Genomic DNA, 18,747 nt, shown 5'->3' with positions numbered 1-18,747 from the left:
GGTTTAACCCTCATCCTGATCGGTTTGGGATGGATCGCGACGCAGGCTGGCGCTATTGGGCAGGTCAGCTGCGGAGATACCTTGGCGCGCAGATTGAAGTTCCTGCGCCTTTTGCAGCAGGTCACGGACGATTGGCCCGGCGACGCTTGATCCGCCGCCGCCATGTTCAACGACCACCGCGCAGGCATAGCGGGGATTTTCGACCGGTGCAAACGCGACGAACAAGGCGTGGTCACGGTATTTCCACGGCAGAACATCGTTATCAAGAACGCCGGTTGTCTGACGTTCACGCATGGTGATGCGACGCACCTGACTGGTACCGCTTTTGCCAGCCATTTCCATGCCTTTGATGGAAATACGGGCACGATGGCCAGTTCCGCGCAATTCATTGGTCACACCGTTCATGGCGTCGCGAATGCGTGCAAGATTGGCGCGGTTGACCTGAAGTTCCGGGAATTCTTCCGCCTGACGGCTGGTGACACCTTCAGGGGTGACATTGTCGCGCGTCAAATGCGGACGTACAGCTTTGCCTGATGCCAACCTGGCGGTCATCGTGCAAAGCTGCAGCGGGGTGGCCAGAACATACCCCTGCCCGATAGACGCAATCAGGGTTTCACCCCCTTGCCAGCGTTTGCCCAACTGGATTTCTTTCCAGTCCTTGGTCGGGATCAGCCCGCTGCGTTCATTGGGCAGGTCTATGCCGGTGTCCTCGCCAAGGCCAAGCTTGCGTGCCATGGCAGCGATGCGATCAATTCCGATTTTCTGGGATATCTCATAGTAGTAGACGTCACAGGAATGCTTGATGGAATCATGCATGTTCATCCAGCCATGACCACCGCGTTTCCAGCAATGGAACCGCGCATTGCCAAGATCAAGATGCCCGTTGCAGAAGAACTTCTGGTGCGGCGAAATAATGCCGGCTTCAAGCCCGGCCAGTGCGACACACATTTTGAACGTCGAGCCCGGCGCATAGGTGCCGTTCACCGCCTTGTTTGACAGCGGTGCGTAGGGGTTGTTGATCAGACTGTTCCAAAGCTTGTGCGAAATACCGTTGGTAAAGGCATTGGGGTCATAGGTCGGGTGCGATGCCAGTGCCAGAACTTCGCCATTATGGATGTCCATGACAACGGCAGATGCACTTTCCTTGTCCGAGAGGCGCTGATTGGCATAGCGCTGCAAATCAAGATCAAGTGTCATGACAACGGTATTGCCGCTGTCGCCTTCCTCGCGTTCCAGTTCGCGAATAACGCGCCCCAGTGCGTTGACCTCTACTTGGCTTGTGCCAGCCGTTCCGCGCAGTGCCAGATCATAAACCTTTTCAACGCCGCTTTTGCCAATGGTAAAGCCCGGCAGTTCGAGTAGGGGATCGCCCGTCAGTTCCTTTTCCGATACAGCTGCAACATACCCCAGTGTGTGGGCTAGGTGCGGGCCTTCGGGATAGTCACGTGACCGTCCGGCATCAATAATCAGGCCCGGCAGATCCGGCGCATTTACACCGACACGTGCGACTTCATCCCATGTCAGATTGTCGCGCACCGTCACCGGGACGAAGGAACGCCTTCGCTCGACATCGCGTTCGACGCGTTCGATGGTGTCTGGACCCAGTTCGATAATCTGATCAAGGATTTCAAGTGTGCGGCGGACATCTGGTGTCTGCTCGCGCACGATCATGATGTGATAGTTCTGCCGGTTGATGGCCAGCGGTGCGCCAAACCGGTCGGTAACCAGTCCGCGCGGCGGTGGCAGCAAGCGGTGCGAAATGCGGTTTTCGTCGGCCAGTGTCTGGTAACGATCACTTTCAAGCACCTGCAGGTAATACATGCGTGCGGCAAGACCTGTCAGCAATACCCCCTTGCCCGCACCAAGCATCAGGGCGCGTCGGGTAAACAGTCTGAACCGGTCTGAGTCACGATGCCACATGGGCGATGGATACCTGTATTTCGTCAGTAGCCGTAAGGCCGGGTGTTCAATTTCGGGCCCGTTTTATCCCGCTTCGACGGGGATGAAAACAGACTTGTTTCAGCATAGCCGATAGCCGTTGCCAAAACATCAATATTGCGCAGATTCTTCCCGATGCAAGTGGCGCTAGACGTATCGCAGAAGACCGTTCTGCGCACGTGCGAGAACCCAGGCGACAACCGGAAACAGCACAGCAGTCAGCACGTAACTGATCAGGGTCGCCTTGATCGGCAACAATGCGCCGAGCAGGGCCGAACTTAACAGCCATTGCACCAGAAGTGCGGGAATGGCGACAAGTGCAAAGCCCCACCACATCACGCTGAACGGTTTGTTATGGAAAAAACGTCCCTGACTTGCCGATCCGGTTTGTACCAGCAATAGCACAAGCGAACTGACGCCAAGCGGTAGTCCCATCAACAGATCCTGCAACAGGCCCAACAGGAAGGCAGTGACAGCGGTCAAAAGGTCGGGGCGGTTCACCGACCAATAGAACACGGCCATCAGGGCCAGGGCCGGTGAGGCCGTTGACAATAACGGCACGCTGATCGGCAGAAGGTTGATCAGCAACAGGACAAAGACACTGAAAGCAGGTAAGAGGCCCCGCGCAATAATGTCCAGTCTATGCCAGACGCCGGGTTTCACTGGGCTTCCCCTGCCGCGCCAGGGGTGACCGTTTCGTTTCCGCCATCTGCCGGGCTTGCCGGTACAATGCCGACCCCATCAGGAAGCTCTGGCGAGAGCTCTGTGGTGTTTTCTGTGTTCGCAGGATGACTTTGGCGAATGCGTTCGTTGCTCAGAATGCCCTGAAGGCCGTAATCAGCAACCCGAAGATATTCAAGCTGATGGCGTCGGAACATTGGTGCAACCCGAACGGCATTTTCCGAGACCGATGATACGATCCCGATCGGAATTCCCGGCGGGAAGGCCCCACCGTGGCCCGATGTCAAAATACGATCGCCCGGTGCGACTGCCGCATCGGCGGTCAGGAAGGTCAGCAACGGACGGTTTGTGTTGTCACCCGACAGAAACGCACGGTCGCGGGAGTTTTCAATAACCACCGGCACACGCGAGTTGATGTCAGTAATCAGAAGAACACGCGATGCCTGATATCCAGCTTCTGCAACACGACCGATCAGGCCTTCGTCGGAAATCACAGCCTGTCCCTTGGCAACGCCGTCGCGTGATCCGGCAGAAATCATCAAGCTGTGGGCATAGGCACCGCCCATATCCGCAATCACGCGTGACGTCACCAGATGCAGGGCAGGCGGGGAGGTGTAGCTTGCAAGATCGCGCAGGCGCGCGTTTTCATGCGAAAGATTGCGTGCCGCTTGCTGCCAAGCCAGCAATTGCTGGTTTTCACGGCGCAGGCGCTCGTTCTCTTCATAAAGGTGGGCAAGGTTGTAAATCTTGTCGGTCAGTTCATTGATACTGGCCGCAGGGCGGGAAACGATGTTCATGACCGGGGATACGAGATCAGCCGACGCCGCACGGATGCGTTCGATCAAAACAGTATCGGCCTTGCCCAGAAGCATCAGGCCGAAAGCCGAAAAAATCAGCAATATAAAAGCGAAGCGGTGAAGGGCCGTGCGTAACGGCGAAAAGATACGCTGCTGCGGACCACCATGCTGTGCCAATGTATTCCCCGCGAATTCCCAAAAGGTTGTTCTTCATCCCGTGCGGGATATTCAACCATAACGAAATCACCGAGTCGCGTCCAGTAAGGATACGACCCGGTGATTAAAATTCAAGCCGACCTTGTTTAGTATGCTGTGTGCAGAACGTTACGCAGCATTTTCTTCTCTTCCAGCGCGCGACCGGTACCCAGAGCAACGCAGGAAAGCGGATCATCTGCAATCGAAACCGGAAGGCCGGTTGCATGACGCAGAACATAATCAAGGTTGCCCAGCATTGCGCCGCCACCGGTCAGGACAATACCCTTGTCCACGATGTCAGCAGCCAGTTCCGGCGGGGTCTGTTCAAGAGCGACTTTCACCGCCTCGATGATCGCCGATACCGGCTCTGCAAGGCTTTCTGCGATTTGACGTTCAGAAATCAGCAGTTCCTTCGGAACGCCGTTCATCAGGTCACGACCACGAATTTCAACCGTCGCGCCATCGCCGTCATCCGGGGCGCAGGCCGAACCGATCTCTTTCTTGATACGCTCTGCGGTGCTTTCACCGACCAGAAGGTTGTGGGTGCGGCGGATGTAAGCAATGATCGCTTCATCCATCTTGTCACCACCAACGCGGACCGAGCGTGCATAGACGATACCGCCTAGCGACAGAACGGCAACCTCGGTAGTCCCGCCGCCTATATCAACAACCATGGAGCCGGTTGGCTCGGTTACCGGAAGGCCGGCACCGATCGCCGCAGCCATCGGTTCGTCAATTAGCCAGACCTTGCGAGCACCCGCACTTTCAGCACTTTCCTGAATGGCGCGGCGTTCAACTGCGGTCGAACCGGACGGTACACAGATGATGACTTCCGGACTTGCAAAGTTGCGACGGTTGTGAACCTTGCGAATAAAGTGCTTGATCATCTCTTCGGCGATGTGGAATTCCGCAATAACGCCGTCACGCAGCGGGCGGATCGCCTGAATGTACCCCGGGGTACGACCGAGCATCTGCTTGGCTTCTTCACCTACGGCAAGGACCTGTTTCTTGCCTTTTTCATCGGTGATGGCAACCACGGATGGTTCGTTCAGGACGATGCCGCGTCCCTTGACGTAAACCAGTGTGTTAGCGGTACCCAAATCCACCGCCATGTCGGAGGATAAAACCCCAAGAAGCTTGGAAAACATTCCTGCCCTGTGCCCCGGTTAAAAGTAAAATCTTGAATACGAATGTATCGGCTTTGATAGCGCAAGGATTAAGCCGATGCACGAATAATCTGCTCAGGGGATTGAGGAATAATTAAGGCGCGTAATTTTCCTGAAATAAGGCAGCAAAAACATGATCAGGAATATGATCTTGGCGGAAGAATTCAAATTTTGACGTTTTTCATTTTGATAGCGCGCGCGACAGAAAGTCGCTGATCAGAGTGACTGTTTCGACGTTTGTCTCAACTGAAAGCTGCCTGCGAGTCGTTTGGTCTTCAACCTTTTCACTGCTTTCGACTGTCTTGAAGGTGACGTCTTGCCGATTGGGCTTAAGGTCCCGATCTATCCGCCAGTGGCACCATGCCGGTGGATTGAACGGATCATTCTTGACGCCCACAAGCAGGCTGGGGACGAAGTTGTCCATTTCCGACATACATTGCGGTCTGAGCCCGACAAGTGCGTTAAAGCGGTGTTGGTAGTGTTTGGCGTGCCCATCACGATAAATCGCAAGCTGACCGGCGCCAGCACCATATCCATAACCGAAGACAGCAATATTTTCAGGGTCGATCACCTTTTGCTCCGAAAGGTAATAAAGCGCGCTGATTGCATCGAATGCCCAATATGACAAACCATGTTTGGGCGTTTGAAGGTGACCGCCACCACAATAATCCTGCGTCGGATGCGCATTTGGTGGCGAAATGAGCAGTACCGCGTATCCGGATTTTTGGAGAGTTGATATCCACGCCTTGGGAAAATGGTTGTCGCAGTCGGGCAGGGCGACGACCGCAGGATAAGGGGCGTTGACCGTTCCGTTATCCGCATTCGGTTCAAAATAGAGCGCCGGGATGTCAGCTTGCAGGCTTTCATCCACGTCGGGGATGGATTTCCCGTCGGCAATCAGGCGCTGTCGCAGCCCGCTTTTTGGGTAAGGCAATGACGGGACGGTAATGGACTGGCCCGAAGCGCTGGTTTGAGCTTTTGCGGGTGTTCGCACAAATGTCGCTGCAATGACAACAGACAGGGTCATTGCAAACAAAGCGATCGGATTGCGTCGAAAGGCACGGAAAGGTTTGCTGGCGCAGGCCATGGGCAACTCCTGTCACGGTTGCCGATATCCTATCACAGGGCATGTCTTGCTGCTATTCAAACGTGAAAAGGGCGGCACACGTGCCGCCCTTTGATTGCGATCTGCAAGCTTTGCTTAGGATGCCATGGCATCGGGTGCCGTTTTCTTGCTTTTCTCGATCAGCTTGTTCACCGCTGTGACATAGGCGATGCATGATGCGACGACCGTGTCGGTGTCCGACGCGTTGCCGACAACCGTGCGGTCTTCCCCGTCAAGTTTGACCGTTACCGTACCTTGGGCATCGGTGCCCTCGGTGACAGCATGCACCTGATAGAGTTTCAGGCGCCAGTCATGCGGATAGATTTCCTTGATCGCGTTAAACGTCGCATCAATCGGACCATCGCCGGTGGTTTTGGCGGTACGGGTTTCGCCGTCAACGGTCAGTTCCAGCTCGGCAGTTTGCGGGCCTTTGGAGCCGCAAGTAACCGTCAGGCCAACGAACTTGATGTGTTCGTTGTCGCGCATGCCGTCATCGACCAATGCAACGATATCATCGTCATAGACTTCTTTCTTTTTGTCGGCCAATTCCTTGAAGCGAGCGAATGCGTCTTCAATGGCATTGTCGCCCAGTTCGGTAAAGCCCAGTTCCTTGAGTTTTTCCTTGAAGGCATGACGACCGGAATGTTTGCCCATCACCAAGCTGGATTTGTTCAACCCGATCGATTCCGGTTTCATGATTTCATAGGTTTCGGAATTCTTCAGGAAGCCGTCCTGGTGGATGCCGCTTTCATGGGCGAAGGCGTTCGCGCCGACGATGGCCTTGTTCGGCTGTACGACAAAGCCGGAAACGGCGGACACCAGACGCGATGCATTCATGATTTTGGTCGTGTCGATGCCTGTGGTGAACGGGAAGGCATCGTTACGGGTGTTGATCGCCATGACAATTTCTTCGAGTGCGGCGTTACCCGCGCGTTCGCCCAAACCATTGATCGTGCATTCGATCTGACGGGCACCGGCATTCACAGCCGAGATCGAGTTGGCAACCGCCATGCCCAGATCGTTGTGACAGTGAACTGACAGGATGGCCTTGTCGATGTTCGGTACACGGTTAAACAACATCGTCATCAGTTCGGCATATTCGGTCGGCGTGGTGTAACCGACAGTGTCCGGGATGTTGATCGTGGTGGCACCCGCATCAATGGCCGCTTCAACGCAACGGCACAGGAAGTCATGCTCGGTGCGCGAACCGTCTTCTGCCGACCATTCAACATCGTCAGTGAAGTTGCGAGCCAGGGTCACACTTTCGACCACCTTTTCCAGAACGCGTTCCGGTTCCATCTGCAGTTTGTATTTCATGTGCAGTGGGCTGGTGGAGATGAAGGTGTGAATACGCTTGTTCTCAGCTGGCTCCAAAGCCTCTGCGGCGCGTTCGATATCGCCCTTGGCCGCACGGGCCAGCGAACAGATGGTCGGGCCCGATATCTGTTTTGCGATTTCATTGACGGACTGGAAGTCACCGTTCGATGCAATGGCAAAGCCTGCTTCGATGACATCAACCTTCAGTTCCGCCAGTGCCTGCGCCACACGCAGTTTTTCATCAAGCGTCATCGATGCACCTGGGGACTGTTCCCCGTCACGCAGAGTGGTGTCAAAAATGATGACGCGATTGTCGTTTGCACTAGCCATTATCTTGTTTCCTGATCAAACGGGTCTTTGCCCGGTATGTAAATTCTGTCTGGAAGGAGTGCGGGCCGTTTGGCGCGACTTTTTCCCCTGAGCTGCGGCAATTGGATCGACATGTAGAAAACGTGATCCGGGCCGGCATGATTTGCTCAGGGGCGCGTAAGTCGTAGCGCGCCTAGCTCTGCTAGACCAAGAAGACCGGCAATAAGGGAAAGGGCAGACAGCACGAATGTGCCAGAAGCGCTTGCTTCGGCACGGTCGGCATATGCATCAATGTTGCAAATGTCTGCGGTCATCGGTCTTCATCAATTGGCTTTGGATGCCAGTCAGTACTGGCGACGCCCCCAATTTCGTCTCGGGGCTCCTTTAGGTCAAGTAATTTTTGTACCTTTTGTTGTGTTTTTTGGGTGGAATTTAGCGGCACCTCTTCGGCTTAGCTTTCTTCCCCGCGCGTTTTCGCCGATACGGCATTGATTTTGGGGCAGTCAGGCGTAGTGACTTTGATGTGATTGCCGCCATGTCAAAAAGATGCTGGTCCGGATTTCACTAATCGGGTAGTCATTTTCGCCCGACGATGTCATGCCCCAACAATGACCGTCGGGATTTAGCGCCATCCAAGCCACAGGAAAGACCATGCTGAGTTTGTCGTTGATCGGGGCTTTCATCCCCACGGCCTTTTTTGTCTCCATTACACCGGGCATGTGCATGACACTTGCCTTGACCCTTGGCATGACAATTGGTCTGAAACGTACGCTCTGGATGATGGCGGGCGAATTGGTTGGTGTCGGTATTGTTGTTGTCGCGTCCGCGCTTGGTGTGGCCGCGGTGATGTTGCAGTACCCGTCTGTCTTTGCGGTGTTTAAGTATGTCGGTGGGGCCTATCTGGCCTGGCTTGGCATTCAGTTGTGGCGCTCACGCGGGCGTATGGCGATTTCGACCGAGGTCGAAAGTGCCAAGACAGCCTCGGCTGGCGGGCTGGCCGCGCAGGGTTTTATTACGGCGATTGCCAACCCGAAGGGCTGGGCTTTTATGATTTCCCTGTTGCCACCGTTTATCAGTCTTCAGCATGCCATAGCACCCCAGCTTTCCATTCTGGTCGCAATCATTCTTGTGACTGAGCTGATTTGTATGACGCTGTATGCCACGGGTGGCCGGTCACTGCGCAAGTTTCTGGAAAAAAGCGGTAATGTACGTATTCTCAACCGTGTTGCCGGAACTCTGATGATTGGTGTTGGTATCTGGTTGGCCAGCAGCTGAGGCATATGCTTAATGCTGCGTTGGGGGATCAGCATTATGTCTGGTGCGAACTCCACAATTGATGTTTGCGTTGTTGCTTCACAATAACAATATGTAATCAAACAACTGTTTTAGGATTTCTGGCCATGCGTGAGATACGCTGCATCGTTTTTGAGGATGGCGAACTGATCAAGGCCATTCTGGCCCATGGTCGTCGGACCGGTAAGACGTTACCGGCTGGTCAGATCAGCAGTTTCGAAGTTGAACGCAAACCGGAAGTCATCGCCCGTATGACAATTACATCGGATGAAGGGCAAAAGGCGATTGTGCCGACTGCCGGTGCTGAACTTGCTGCCGCAATGATCGCCTATTGTATCGACCGAAAGGTTCCTGTACCGGCCAATGCCGCCAAGTCGATTGCGGTTCTTGACGAACATGTGGCGCTTAAGATCACCATGACGGGTGAGCAAACCCGTTAGGGGCCGACACGGGATTGATGCCCGGTCCGTAAAAAAACAAAAGGCGCGCTGATCAGCGCGCCTTTTTGAATTTCATAAAGAGCCGGGCAGGGGCCTACCACTGCATCATCTTGCCTTTCAGCTTGCCCATGCGTTCGTCTTCATTTTTGAAGTTGTGCTGCTCGGAAATACCATCCTGCACCTTGGTCATCAACAGCCATTCCTTGACCTTCATGAAACGCGGCGCAAGGAACTGATAGGTTTTTTTGACTAGATTGACGGCCTTTGGACCGCGTTCAAGTTCCAGTTCTTCCCACTCTTCGATCAGCGGCTGCCATGCGCGCAAGCGCTTATAAAGGTCATCGCGCTGGCTGCGGATATATTGTCGCTGGGAGGTGAAGTTACGCAGGACTGACATGATCTCGCCGGTGTTGGCGTCAAGCTCGTCAAACGTGGTTTCGAACTTTTTCTTGGCATCATCCAGCAGGCGAATGGCCTGTGTAACGGTCTCAAGAACACCTTTTTCATGGGCATAGATGCGACGCAGTTCCTGCAACTTGCGATCTACCATCAGGATACTGCGGTACTTCACGCGCAAAGTTTCGATATAGGACAGCTCATCGGCAACCTGATGGACAAGATTGACGACCTCTTCGCGGTTTTCCCTACCCAAGCCGAGTTTCTCGGCGACTTCATCAAAGGCCTGGTTGATCTTCTTTTTGGTGTTCGGGTCTTCAGCGATTTGCATCAATTCGTCCGGGTCGGTGATGAGTTCCTCGCTCCCCGACATCCAGGTTACCAACTGCATGGTAATACGGTTATAGGCAATGGCCTTGTGGTCTTCGTCAACAGCCCAGGATGCTTCACCGGTCAAGACTTCGCGTGGCAGGTTGTCGCCCGGGCGCAGTACGTTGACAAAGTTAAGCGCCTTGTCGATCAGGCCGATCAGGTCGCCGTCCTTGGAATTCGGATCAATATCAAATTCACGGCAAATTGCTTTCAGCGGCAAAGACACGACCGATCCTTCTGCCATTTTCAGGACAAAAAGAGCTTCGTCTGAAATATCAGACTTCTGGAAGTGGCATTCTTCGAACGTTTTGAAAATCTTGTGTTCAAGCTCGATCTTACGTTCGTTGTTCGGTGTGTTCATCTGCTTCTCCGCCCTGCAAAGCCACTGCACCCCATAAGCATGTTGTACATGACAGACCCGATTTTTAGATCATCGACCCTGTTCTTTTCGGCCTATTCGGACACGTGTGTTAGCTCGGTGTCTTATTGGTTTTGTTATTGTTTTTAAATTCATGCTCTCTGTGTTCAGAGATGTATTCATTCATGTCCTGTTTTGCTGCTTTCCGAGAAGGCGCCTCTACTGGGTTATGCAGGTGTTTCTGCCGTCCTGCTTTGCCATATAAAGTGCGTTGTCTGCCCGGTCTACGAACTCCAGTATATTCTCTCCAAGATTATAAGCCGTCAAGCCAATTGAAACGGTTAACTTGCCGAAATCCTTGCCGGTTTTTTTATTTATAATGTGCTGGTTTGAAACGTTCTGGCGCAACTTGTCTGCAAGTTTTGCTGCATTTTCGAGCTCGGTGTCAGGCAAGATGATCGCAAACTCCTCGCCGCCATACCGCGCAACCGTGTCTGCACCCTTCGTTGAGCTGACCAAAACCCTTGCCACGGCCTTAAGCACGCCGTCCCCGGCACGGTGCCCGAAATTGTCGTTAAAGTCCTTGAAGTGATCAATGTCGATCATCAAAAGCGAGAGCGGCGCACCGGATTCCATGGTCGTCGTCACGGCATCACGCAACGAGGTGTCAAAGTTCTTCCGATTGGCAATCCCGGTCAGTGTATCGGTAAGAGCATCACGGCGAACAAGTTCAAGCTCGGTTCGAACCCGAAGGACTTCCTTGTGGTACTCCTCAAGGTTGCCATTGAACGAGCTGTAACAATTGCGCGCTTTGGTCGATTTTTCCGATAGATCGCGACTGACCGATCTTGCTTCCTGCAAGGTGATGTCTTCGGCAAGCAGCTGTTTTGATGCCACATCAATGTCACCACAGAATGTATCGGTCTCGCGCATGACGGATGTGACCGCCTCTTCAACCCGTTCGACCGCAGACTGAAGCCCTTCGACCCCCTGTTTGAGATGCTGTTGCATCGCGTGAGTGCCCAGGTACTTGTGGTAAATCCGAAACACAGTCTCTTCATCAAGGTCCTGCGTGTTGCGAATCAGAACTTTGATCAATTGGCTGAGTTCGGGAACCTCATCCGTCAAATAGCTGTAGAACACATGGTAAACCTGTGGCGTCGGCTGCAGGTTAAGTTCGTTAACGAGCGCCATAACGTTATGCGCTATGTCGCGCGGGTTCGCGATCTTGGTTGTCGCTGTCACTGCCTGTTATCCGATCCGAATTCCATACCCATTCAGTTGGCGGTGTCCCAATTTGAACCCTCATCGTTGTTAACCGATGCTTTAGGGTGCTCGTGCACGATTAAGAGCACGTTATACGTTTTTATACGATTGGCTCTATCATCGTCTAAAGCATAGGGTTTTGTCACGTATTTCTATCCCTGACAAAATGACAAAATCAGTCATTTCGACTAAATGGGCGGTTAAGTGTTTGGTTACAAGCGCTTGTCGGGAGTGTTTTTTAGGGGCCACATCGAAGTTAAAAAAAGAAAGCAGTCATCGCCAAAGGGGACGGGTCAATGCTGTTATCACAACTTGTTTGCCGTGCAGCCCAATTGCTTTCACCAGCAACAATTTTGTTCATTGTGCTGGCATTTCCCGGGCGCGCCGAAGAGCAGGGTCTTAAGGATCTTTCAGCGGTCGAGGAGGTTTCGGTCGGGAACGTCGCCGTTGTCACACCCCGCTGGCTTTCGACTCTCGACAACGCACAACGCACCTTTTATGACGCGCTGATCACGGCGCCGAATATCATCTGGAATGACGGCGTGCCGTTTGATCGGCTTATGGCGCTTTATCACAATTCCGAATTTGACTGCATTGTTGGCGAATCGCTAAGGCCAATTGCCGGTTCTGTGCACTCCAACTACGACATCCGTTTTGAAATGGTCATTTATGGGCGGCGTGGCGAAGATCTGTTCAACCGCAATGTCGTTTCCGTCGGGTATCTGGCAACTCTGCCTAAATTCAATCTGCCATTCGAAATCCCCGTAGAATGGTATGGCTTGCGGACCATCGACCAAGGTGCTGATTTGGTCAAAATCGGTCGCATTGATCTCTTGATTGCCCATGCTGGCCTCTTTGCAGATGATCCGGAATTGCAAACCGTTCCTCTGCCGCCGGTTCATGTGGTTGACCTTACCCTGCAATGCCATGACACACCGCTGAACCGTGATTTTCTGTTTGCATTGGATCAACGCATTCATCAACTGCGCAACGATAACAATGATCCTGACATGCTAACTCCCAAGCCCTACATTCACTGAGAACTCGGCCCGGGAACCTGCGGGTTTGTTCTTTCTCCCGGCGGGCCTAGCTATCGGGTCGGTGCACGTGGAACCATCTTGTTTGCAGTGTCGGAAAGGTGACGCTGTCTGTGCTGGTGCATCTGTTATTTGGAGCGCGCGACATTATATGAATGTCATTGGCATGCCGGGCTGCGGTTCTTCATGCACGTCAGTTGCCGGGATAATTAAAAATGCAGGGCGTTCAAGTGATCCGTAATACCCGTCACACAATGCGATGGATGGCTGTATTGACCGGTTCCATTCTGGTTTTGGGCTTTGGTGTTCCCGTTGCAAAGGCGTCAGATGCGGTCCGTGTTGCCACCAATATCGTGTTTAATCCGAATTGGGGCCGTCATGCCCTGCCTGGACAGAGAAAGTTCATAACCCGTCTTCAGGCTCAGGTGCGACCAGTCGCATTTGATGTGTTTCCCTACAACCGGTTCGGTGAAGCCCTTGATAGCGAATTGACCGACTGTGTTCTGGCATCCGATCCGATAAAATTTGAAAACACGATTGCATCGGCAAGCAAGGTCCGCTTTGAACTCAGAGTGTTTCAGCGTGCTGGCATCGATATCCGCACGCTGCCAAATGTGGATATCGGCATCCTTGCCAATTTGCCGCGGCCCGAACTGCCGCTGCGCGGTGAGGTCGCCTGGCATGACCTTAGCAGCCTTGAGCAGGCGGTAGACCTTCTGGTTGCCGGTCGCCTGACCGGGATCATCGGTGACAGCACCAATATCCGCATGTTTGGTCGAACCGACATCGTCGAGGCCGATCTACCCCCGGTTATTGTGGTCGACTTGTCGCTGATTTGTCGCGATACAGAACCTTTACGGGAATTCGTGTCAGGGTTTGATTTATCTATGGGTGTATCCGGTTCAGGGCAGTTAAAGCCCAGTGATACACATCACATGGCGAATAATGTCTGGTAGCGAAAAAAGAACTTAATGCATGAATCCATTGCACTACGCCGAAAATTCGGTAATTATTGAAACGATGCAGTGCATCTTTCAAGTGCGTGGTTGCTCTCTGGTTGATGGTAATTGTGCCTTTGTCCGGTGTAGTGCAGGGACTGTTTTCAAGCATTTCTGAGTTTGGAAATGCGCATACTAAACTAAGGACGACTACGGATATGGCTACCGGAACGGTTAAGTGGTTCAATGCGACCAAGGGTTATGGCTTCATCACCCCGGACGAGGGCGGCAAAGATGCATTCGTGCACATCACCGCTGTTCAGCGTGCTGGTCTGCAGGGACTTGATGAAGGGCAGAAAATTCAGTTTGAGCTGATTGAAGGTCGCAACGGCCGCATGTCGGCAGAAGAACTCGCCATTCTCTAAATTTCTATCTGGCTTGCAGCTTTCTTTGCTGACAACCGTTAACGCGCCGGGTTTCCGGCGCGTTATGCGTTTTCGGGGGCCTCTTGTTGGTGTAGCCTCGTCAGGTGACGTTTTTCAAACCAACAAACTCTCCGGGCATTCATGATCCTTGATCTTCCAGCCGCCCCTGTCGACGGCGATGCAATCAAACAGACGGAATGGCGTCATGCTGTTCGGCAGGCGTTGTTGGGATGGCGGTCCGGGCTTGATGCGGGGACCCACCAAAAACTATCCGATGAAATCCGTGGCCATTTTACGATGTTCCTGAAGGATCGCCCTTCCGCGACGATCGGGTTTTACTGGCCGATCCAGAACGAAATTGATCTGCGTCCTGTGGTCACTGCCCATGTCAAATCAGGGGGGAAGGCAGCCCTTCCCGTTGTTCCGGGCAAGGATCAGGCGATGATTTTTCATGACTGGACGCCAGATACCGAAATGGTGCCGGGTTTCGCACGGATCCCCGAACCAGCCAATAGCACGGAAATCGCTGTGCATGTGCTTCTTGCGCCGTTGGTCGGGTTCGATCCGGCAGGGTATCGTCTGGGATATGGTGGCGGTTTCTTTGACCGGACACTGGCGGCGCTAAAGCGAAAACCGTTGGTGGTTGGTATTGGGTTTGAAGCCACCCGGCTCGAGAACATTTTCCCGCATCAATATGATGTTCCGGTCGACGTGCTGATCACTGATCATGGCACGCGCTATATTGATGGGCAGAAGACAGGTGATGCCGATAAAACCGATCAGGCATCACCGCCTTGTCACTTAAGTGATTAGGGGCCGTTGCAACAGATGATCGGTCAGTCGCGCTCGTAACAGTGTTTGACAGCAAAATCCGGTAGCCACTTTTCCCGTCGGATCGTCCAAAGCTCGTAAGTCGGGGTGAACTGATCCGGGGCATCCATCGCGCCCAGATGAAGCTCGATCTCGTCATCAGTGCATGAAAAGACCGATGATCCGCACTCCGGGCAAAAATGCCGTCCCTGATAGCTTTGGGTTTCTCCAATAATCTCGACCGCCGTTTCCGGAAAAATCGCCGAGGCGTGAAACAGCGCCCCGTGATGTTTGCGACAATCAAGACAATGACAGACCCCAACCCGAAGTGGTTCCGTCTGTGTCATAAAGCGGACTTTGCCGCATAAGCAGCCGCCAGTAACCTTCTTCATGCAATGCCCCGATCAAGATTAAGTGACAAAGTACTCTAGGGCGAAGACGGTTCTGCTGCAATTCTGCTGCGTTTTGGAAGGTCTGGATGTTCTTGCGGGGTGGTTGGTGCAAAGTGGCTGGGGAACCTGGATTCGAACCAGGACTGACGGAGTCAGAGTCCGTAGGTCTACCGTTAACCTATTCCCCAGCAGGACTTTCCGTACGTTATTTATCGTCCGGAACGTACCACACGCAGGGCGAAGAATGCACTGCGATCTCCGGAAAGGTTGGCTGGGGAACCTGGATTCGAACCAGGACTGACGGAGTCAGAGTCCGTAGGTCTACCGTTAACCTATTCCCCAACAAAACTTGGTCCACCGTGTGCAACGTGCGGCGCGGTGTGGGCCGCTATGTATAAAACCCACCCGGTTTTGGCAACCCCTTTTTTGTTTCGATCTGTTCAACCATGCGATTACCGCATACGGGATTTGCCTTGCGGGTGTTTGTCGTTACACTCATATAGTTGATTCGCAAGATCGTCACATAAATGTCTTGATGATCGGCGATACAAAATGATGAGCGCGCAATAGCAGACAGGTTTTCAAACGGTGAAGCAGGTTTCCCCCCATAGCAACTCGCACAGGGCCAACAGCCCGGCAGGCGGCGCTGCAATGGGCGGTAATGTCGTGCTGGATGGTCCCGACAAGCCGGGCATGCCGCAACCGGGAACAGCTGTTCATGTGCCCGACCACGGTGGAAAATCATCGCGCATGGTCGATTGCATCACCGCCCCGCTTTATGCCGCGATTGATCTTGGCAGTTCAAACTGCCGACTTCTGGTCGCACGCCCGTGCAATGACGGTTTCAAGGTGATTGATGCTTTCTCACGTGTTGTGCGCCTTGGCGAAGGGGTGCGTGAAAAAGGCTATCTTTGCGATGCCGCGATGGATCGCGCGATTGATGCGCTTAAGGTTTGCGCCAAGAAACTGCGTCGTCATCCAGGGGCAAAGCTGCGCGCTGTTGCGACCGAGGCCTGCCGAACCGCAAATAACCGCGATGAATTCGTTAAGCGCGTTCATGACGAAACCGGTATCACGCTTGATATCATCAACCCGGATGAAGAAAGCCGTCTGGCGCTTCAGGCCTGTTCGGCACTTCTGGATGAACGCCCCTATGCGGTGGTGTTTGATATTGGCGGTGGCAGTACCGAGATCTGCTGGATCAAGGTTGATAAAACCGGCAAGACCCAGTGCATCGAAACCCTTTCCATGCCGTGTGGTGTTTTGTGCCTGACCGAACGCTATGCCACGGTCGAGGAGCGCCGCGAACGGTTTGAAGCCATGCGCAGCGAAATCCGCCAGCGGCTTGAGGAATTCGCCCAACGCAATTGCTGTTCGGACATGCTGGATGATGACAAGGTCCAGATGGTCGGGACATCGGGAACCGTGACGACATTCTGCGGGATTGCCCTTGGCCTCGAACGGTATGAACGCCACAAGGTTGATGGATCTGATCTGCGTTTTGATGATGCAGAACGCGTGACCGAACTGTTGCTGCGCATGGGATCGGACAAGCGTAAGGGCCATCCATGCATCGGCAATCAGCGCGCCGAACTGATGGATGCTGGCGCCGCGATCTTTGCCGCGATTCGCGATATTTGGCCGTTGGCGACGCTTAAGGTCGCAGACCGAGGCTTGCGGGAAGGCATTCTGGTCGATTTGATGCGTGCCGATGGCCATGCTATTGACCCATGCGACGCACGCCGTCATACAGTGTCGCATATTTCGGCTTCCTCCTGATCGGTTGACGTTCGCGTCCCGACAGATATGGCCACAACAGAATTCAGTTCAGGATAAATCATGAGCGAAAATCGCAGCGGAAAAGGCGGGCAGCGCCGCCGCAAGGGTTCGGCCATTGCAGCCATCGATACCGGCGCACGCCGTGGCCTGCGTACGCGTGTAAAAAGTGCCAAGGGCCGCAAGCTGTCCTCAACCCGTTGGCTTGATCGGCAGCTGAATGACCCGTATGTGCAGGAAGCCAAACGTCTCGGCTACCGTTCGCGTGCGGCCTTCAAGCTGATTGAAATCAATAACCAGTTTGATCTGCTCAAACCCGGCATGCGCATTGTTGACCTTGGTGCGGCCCCGGGGGGGTGGACGCAGGTGGCTGTTGATATGGTCGGCTCCAAGCATGGCAAGGGGCAGGTCGTCGGGCTTGATATTCTGGAATGGGAAGGAATTTCGGGCGCGACCTGTTTGCAAGCCGATTTCCTTGATCCCAAGGCCCCCGATATGATCAAGCACGAATTGCAAGGCCCGGTCGATGCGGTGATTTCCGACATGTCACCGGAAACCACCGGCCACCGTCAGACAGACCATATCCGAATTATCGATCTGGTCGAACATGCGCTTTTGTTTGCCGAAGAAGTTCTGGCGCCGGGTGGGATTTTCATTGCGAAGGTTTTCAAGGGCGGTACCGAGAACGATCTTCTTGATCGCGTTAAGAAGAATTTCCGCGTCACCAAGCATGCCAAACCACCGGCATCGCGTCCGGAAAGCCCCGAGGCCTATTTGATTGCCACAGGCTTCCGTGGTCAGAATAACGCCGAAGACGACATCAAAAATGCGGAGATTTCCGACGACGACAGCTGGTCGCCCGTCGAATAAGAAGCAGAATCCTATCCCAATACATACAAAGGGCTAGGCTGGAATAGTTATAATTCTTCAGGCATTCTTGCGTTACATCAAACCCTGATCACGCCCAAGTCGTTAATGATCAGGGGGCAAGGTCATAGTCTTGCAGATAGGGTGGAACGGGCCATGTGGGGTGGCCATTGCTTGTGGGATTTATTTGATGAAACAGGACAATCTAAGCCTGACAGGGATAGAACGTCATTTTGACGAGCACGAGATCATTGTCTCCAAGACTGATCTCAAGGGCAGGATTACATACGCGAATGACACGTTCCTGCGTGTCGCCGGATATCGGGAACGCGATATCCTTGGTCAACCTCACAGCATCATCCGCCATCCCGACATGCCCAGATGTGTTTTTGCCTTGCTGTGGCAAACGATCGAGGCCGGGCGCGAGATTTTCGCCTATGTCATCAACCGCAGTGCCAATGGCGATCACTATTGGGTATTGGCCAACGTAACGCCGACCTTTGGTCCGGATGGCAAGATCATCGGATATCATTCCAACCGCCGGGTGCCGCGTCGTGATGCGGTCGAAAAGGTCATTCCGCTCTATAAGGCGCTGTGTGATGAAGAGGGTAAGGAGGCCAACCGCAAGGAAGGAATGGCGCGTGGCATCAAGATGGTCACCGACCTGCTCAATGATGCCGGCATGGATTACGACCAGTTTGTCTTCAGCCTGTAACGGCGGAGCTGAGGCACGCATTCCTGAAAATAAAAAAAGGGGCTCGCCTGACGGCAGCCCCATCGACCAGTTTCTAACGGAATGCGCAAAATAAAGCATCAACAAAATCACAGGGCTGTTATGGGCGCAGAAAACTTGGCATTTGGGGCATAAC

General features: G+C 53.6%; 19 protein-coding genes and 2 tRNA genes. 9 read left to right on the top strand and 12 right to left on the bottom strand.

Annotated features, from left to right (window positions below):
• Positions 1-3 precede the first annotated feature (3 nt).
• From mrdA to HED22_RS11350, 7 genes are all read right to left on the bottom strand, one after another.
• Positions 4-1,920 (bottom strand): penicillin-binding protein 2, encoded by a 1,917-nt coding sequence (gene mrdA, locus HED22_RS11380; protein WP_167722188.1) that lies wholly within the window; start codon positions 1,918-1,920, stop codon positions 4-6.
• Between the two features lie 165 nt (positions 1,921-2,085).
• Positions 2,086-2,601, bottom strand: a complete 516-nt coding sequence (mreD, locus tag HED22_RS11375; protein WP_167722186.1) for a rod shape-determining protein MreD — start codon at positions 2,599-2,601, stop codon at positions 2,086-2,088.
• The gene (gene mreC / locus HED22_RS11370) at positions 2,598-3,593 is read right to left on the bottom strand and encodes a rod shape-determining protein MreC (RefSeq protein WP_167722184.1); all 996 of its coding nucleotides are present in this window, start codon (positions 3,591-3,593) and stop codon (positions 2,598-2,600) included. The genes mreD and mreC overlap by 4 nt, the downstream gene beginning before the upstream one ends.
• Before the next feature lie 125 nt (positions 3,594-3,718).
• Entirely contained in the window at positions 3,719-4,759 is a 1,041-nt protein-coding gene (locus HED22_RS11365; RefSeq protein WP_008892088.1) for a rod shape-determining protein, read from the bottom strand.
• 199 nt (positions 4,760-4,958) lie between these two features.
• Entirely contained in the window at positions 4,959-5,864 is a 906-nt protein-coding gene (locus HED22_RS11360) for an alpha/beta hydrolase (RefSeq protein ID WP_167722182.1), read from the bottom strand.
• Positions 5,865-5,978: 114 nt separating this feature from the next.
• A complete protein-coding gene (locus HED22_RS11355) occupies positions 5,979-7,529 on the bottom strand; it encodes a 2-isopropylmalate synthase (RefSeq protein WP_167722180.1) in 1,551 nt (516 codons plus the stop codon).
• Between the two features lie 146 nt (positions 7,530-7,675).
• Positions 7,676-7,822, bottom strand: coding sequence for a hypothetical protein (locus tag HED22_RS11350; RefSeq protein ID WP_167722178.1), 147 nt, complete (start codon positions 7,820-7,822; stop codon positions 7,676-7,678).
• A gap of 337 nt (positions 7,823-8,159) precedes the next feature.
• Here HED22_RS11350 and HED22_RS11345 point away from each other — a divergent pair, with 337 nt between their 5' ends.
• Positions 8,160-8,783 carry a LysE family translocator gene (locus HED22_RS11345; RefSeq protein WP_167722176.1) on the top strand — a complete coding sequence of 208 codons (624 nt, stop codon included), beginning with the start codon at positions 8,160-8,162 and terminating at the stop codon, positions 8,781-8,783.
• Between the two features lie 125 nt (positions 8,784-8,908).
• Positions 8,909-9,241, top strand: a complete 333-nt coding sequence (locus HED22_RS11340; protein WP_167722174.1) for a hypothetical protein — start codon at positions 8,909-8,911, stop codon at positions 9,239-9,241.
• Positions 9,242-9,335: 94 nt separating this feature from the next.
• On the opposite strand, the gene HED22_RS11335 is transcribed toward HED22_RS11340, so the two are convergent.
• On the bottom strand, positions 9,336-10,370 hold the full coding sequence (locus tag HED22_RS11335) for a hypothetical protein (protein ID WP_167722172.1): 1,035 nt from the start codon (positions 10,368-10,370) through the stop codon (positions 9,336-9,338).
• Between the two features lie 216 nt (positions 10,371-10,586).
• Positions 10,587-11,612: a GGDEF domain-containing protein gene (locus HED22_RS11330; RefSeq protein ID WP_167722170.1), complete on the bottom strand. Its 1,026-nt coding sequence runs from the start codon at positions 11,610-11,612 to the stop codon at positions 10,587-10,589.
• Between the two features lie 317 nt (positions 11,613-11,929).
• Between HED22_RS11330 and HED22_RS11325 the strand changes: the two genes are divergently transcribed.
• The 4 genes from HED22_RS11325 (at position 11,930) to HED22_RS11310 (ending at position 14,846) form a co-directional block, all read left to right on the top strand.
• Positions 11,930-12,673, top strand: coding sequence for a hypothetical protein (locus HED22_RS11325; protein ID WP_167722168.1), 744 nt, complete (start codon positions 11,930-11,932; stop codon positions 12,671-12,673).
• A gap of 212 nt (positions 12,674-12,885) precedes the next feature.
• On the top strand, positions 12,886-13,626 hold the full coding sequence (locus tag HED22_RS11320; protein WP_167722166.1) for a hypothetical protein: 741 nt from the start codon (positions 12,886-12,888) through the stop codon (positions 13,624-13,626).
• Positions 13,627-13,826: 200 nt separating this feature from the next.
• Positions 13,827-14,033: a cold-shock protein gene (locus HED22_RS11315; RefSeq protein WP_008892097.1), complete on the top strand. Its 207-nt coding sequence runs from the start codon at positions 13,827-13,829 to the stop codon at positions 14,031-14,033.
• 141 nt (positions 14,034-14,174) lie between these two features.
• Complete coding sequence (locus tag HED22_RS11310) at positions 14,175-14,846, top strand: 5-formyltetrahydrofolate cyclo-ligase (protein ID WP_167722164.1); 672 nt, start codon at positions 14,175-14,177, stop codon at positions 14,844-14,846.
• A gap of 23 nt (positions 14,847-14,869) precedes the next feature.
• Here HED22_RS11310 and HED22_RS11305 read toward each other — a convergent pair whose 3' ends face one another.
• The 3 genes from HED22_RS11305 to HED22_RS11295 form a co-directional block, all read right to left on the bottom strand.
• Positions 14,870-15,190 (bottom strand): GFA family protein, encoded by a 321-nt coding sequence (locus HED22_RS11305; protein WP_254869965.1) that lies wholly within the window; start codon positions 15,188-15,190, stop codon positions 14,870-14,872.
• A gap of 159 nt (positions 15,191-15,349) precedes the next feature.
• Positions 15,350-15,423, bottom strand: a tRNA-Gln gene (locus HED22_RS11300).
• 80 nt (positions 15,424-15,503) lie between these two features.
• Positions 15,504-15,577: transfer RNA gene (locus tag HED22_RS11295), tRNA-Gln, on the bottom strand.
• 246 nt (positions 15,578-15,823) lie between these two features.
• Here HED22_RS11295 and HED22_RS11290 point away from each other — a divergent pair.
• From HED22_RS11290 to HED22_RS11280, 3 genes are all read left to right on the top strand, one after another.
• Entirely contained in the window at positions 15,824-17,014 is a 1,191-nt protein-coding gene (locus HED22_RS11290) for a Ppx/GppA phosphatase family protein (protein ID WP_368484498.1), read from the top strand.
• A gap of 60 nt (positions 17,015-17,074) precedes the next feature.
• Positions 17,075-17,881: an RlmE family RNA methyltransferase gene (locus HED22_RS11285; protein ID WP_167722160.1), complete on the top strand. Its 807-nt coding sequence runs from the start codon at positions 17,075-17,077 to the stop codon at positions 17,879-17,881.
• A gap of 187 nt (positions 17,882-18,068) precedes the next feature.
• Complete coding sequence (locus HED22_RS11280; RefSeq protein ID WP_167722158.1) at positions 18,069-18,593, top strand: PAS domain-containing protein; 525 nt, start codon at positions 18,069-18,071, stop codon at positions 18,591-18,593.
• The last annotated feature ends 154 nt before the right edge of the window (positions 18,594-18,747 follow it).

It is taken from the genome of Thalassospira sp. HF15, assembly GCF_011806525.1.
In the GTDB taxonomy this organism is placed as follows: Bacteria; Pseudomonadota; Alphaproteobacteria; order Rhodospirillales; family Thalassospiraceae; genus Thalassospira.
The sequence above is the reverse complement of the archived record's forward strand: the minus strand, read 5'-3'. Positions and strand labels throughout refer to the sequence as shown.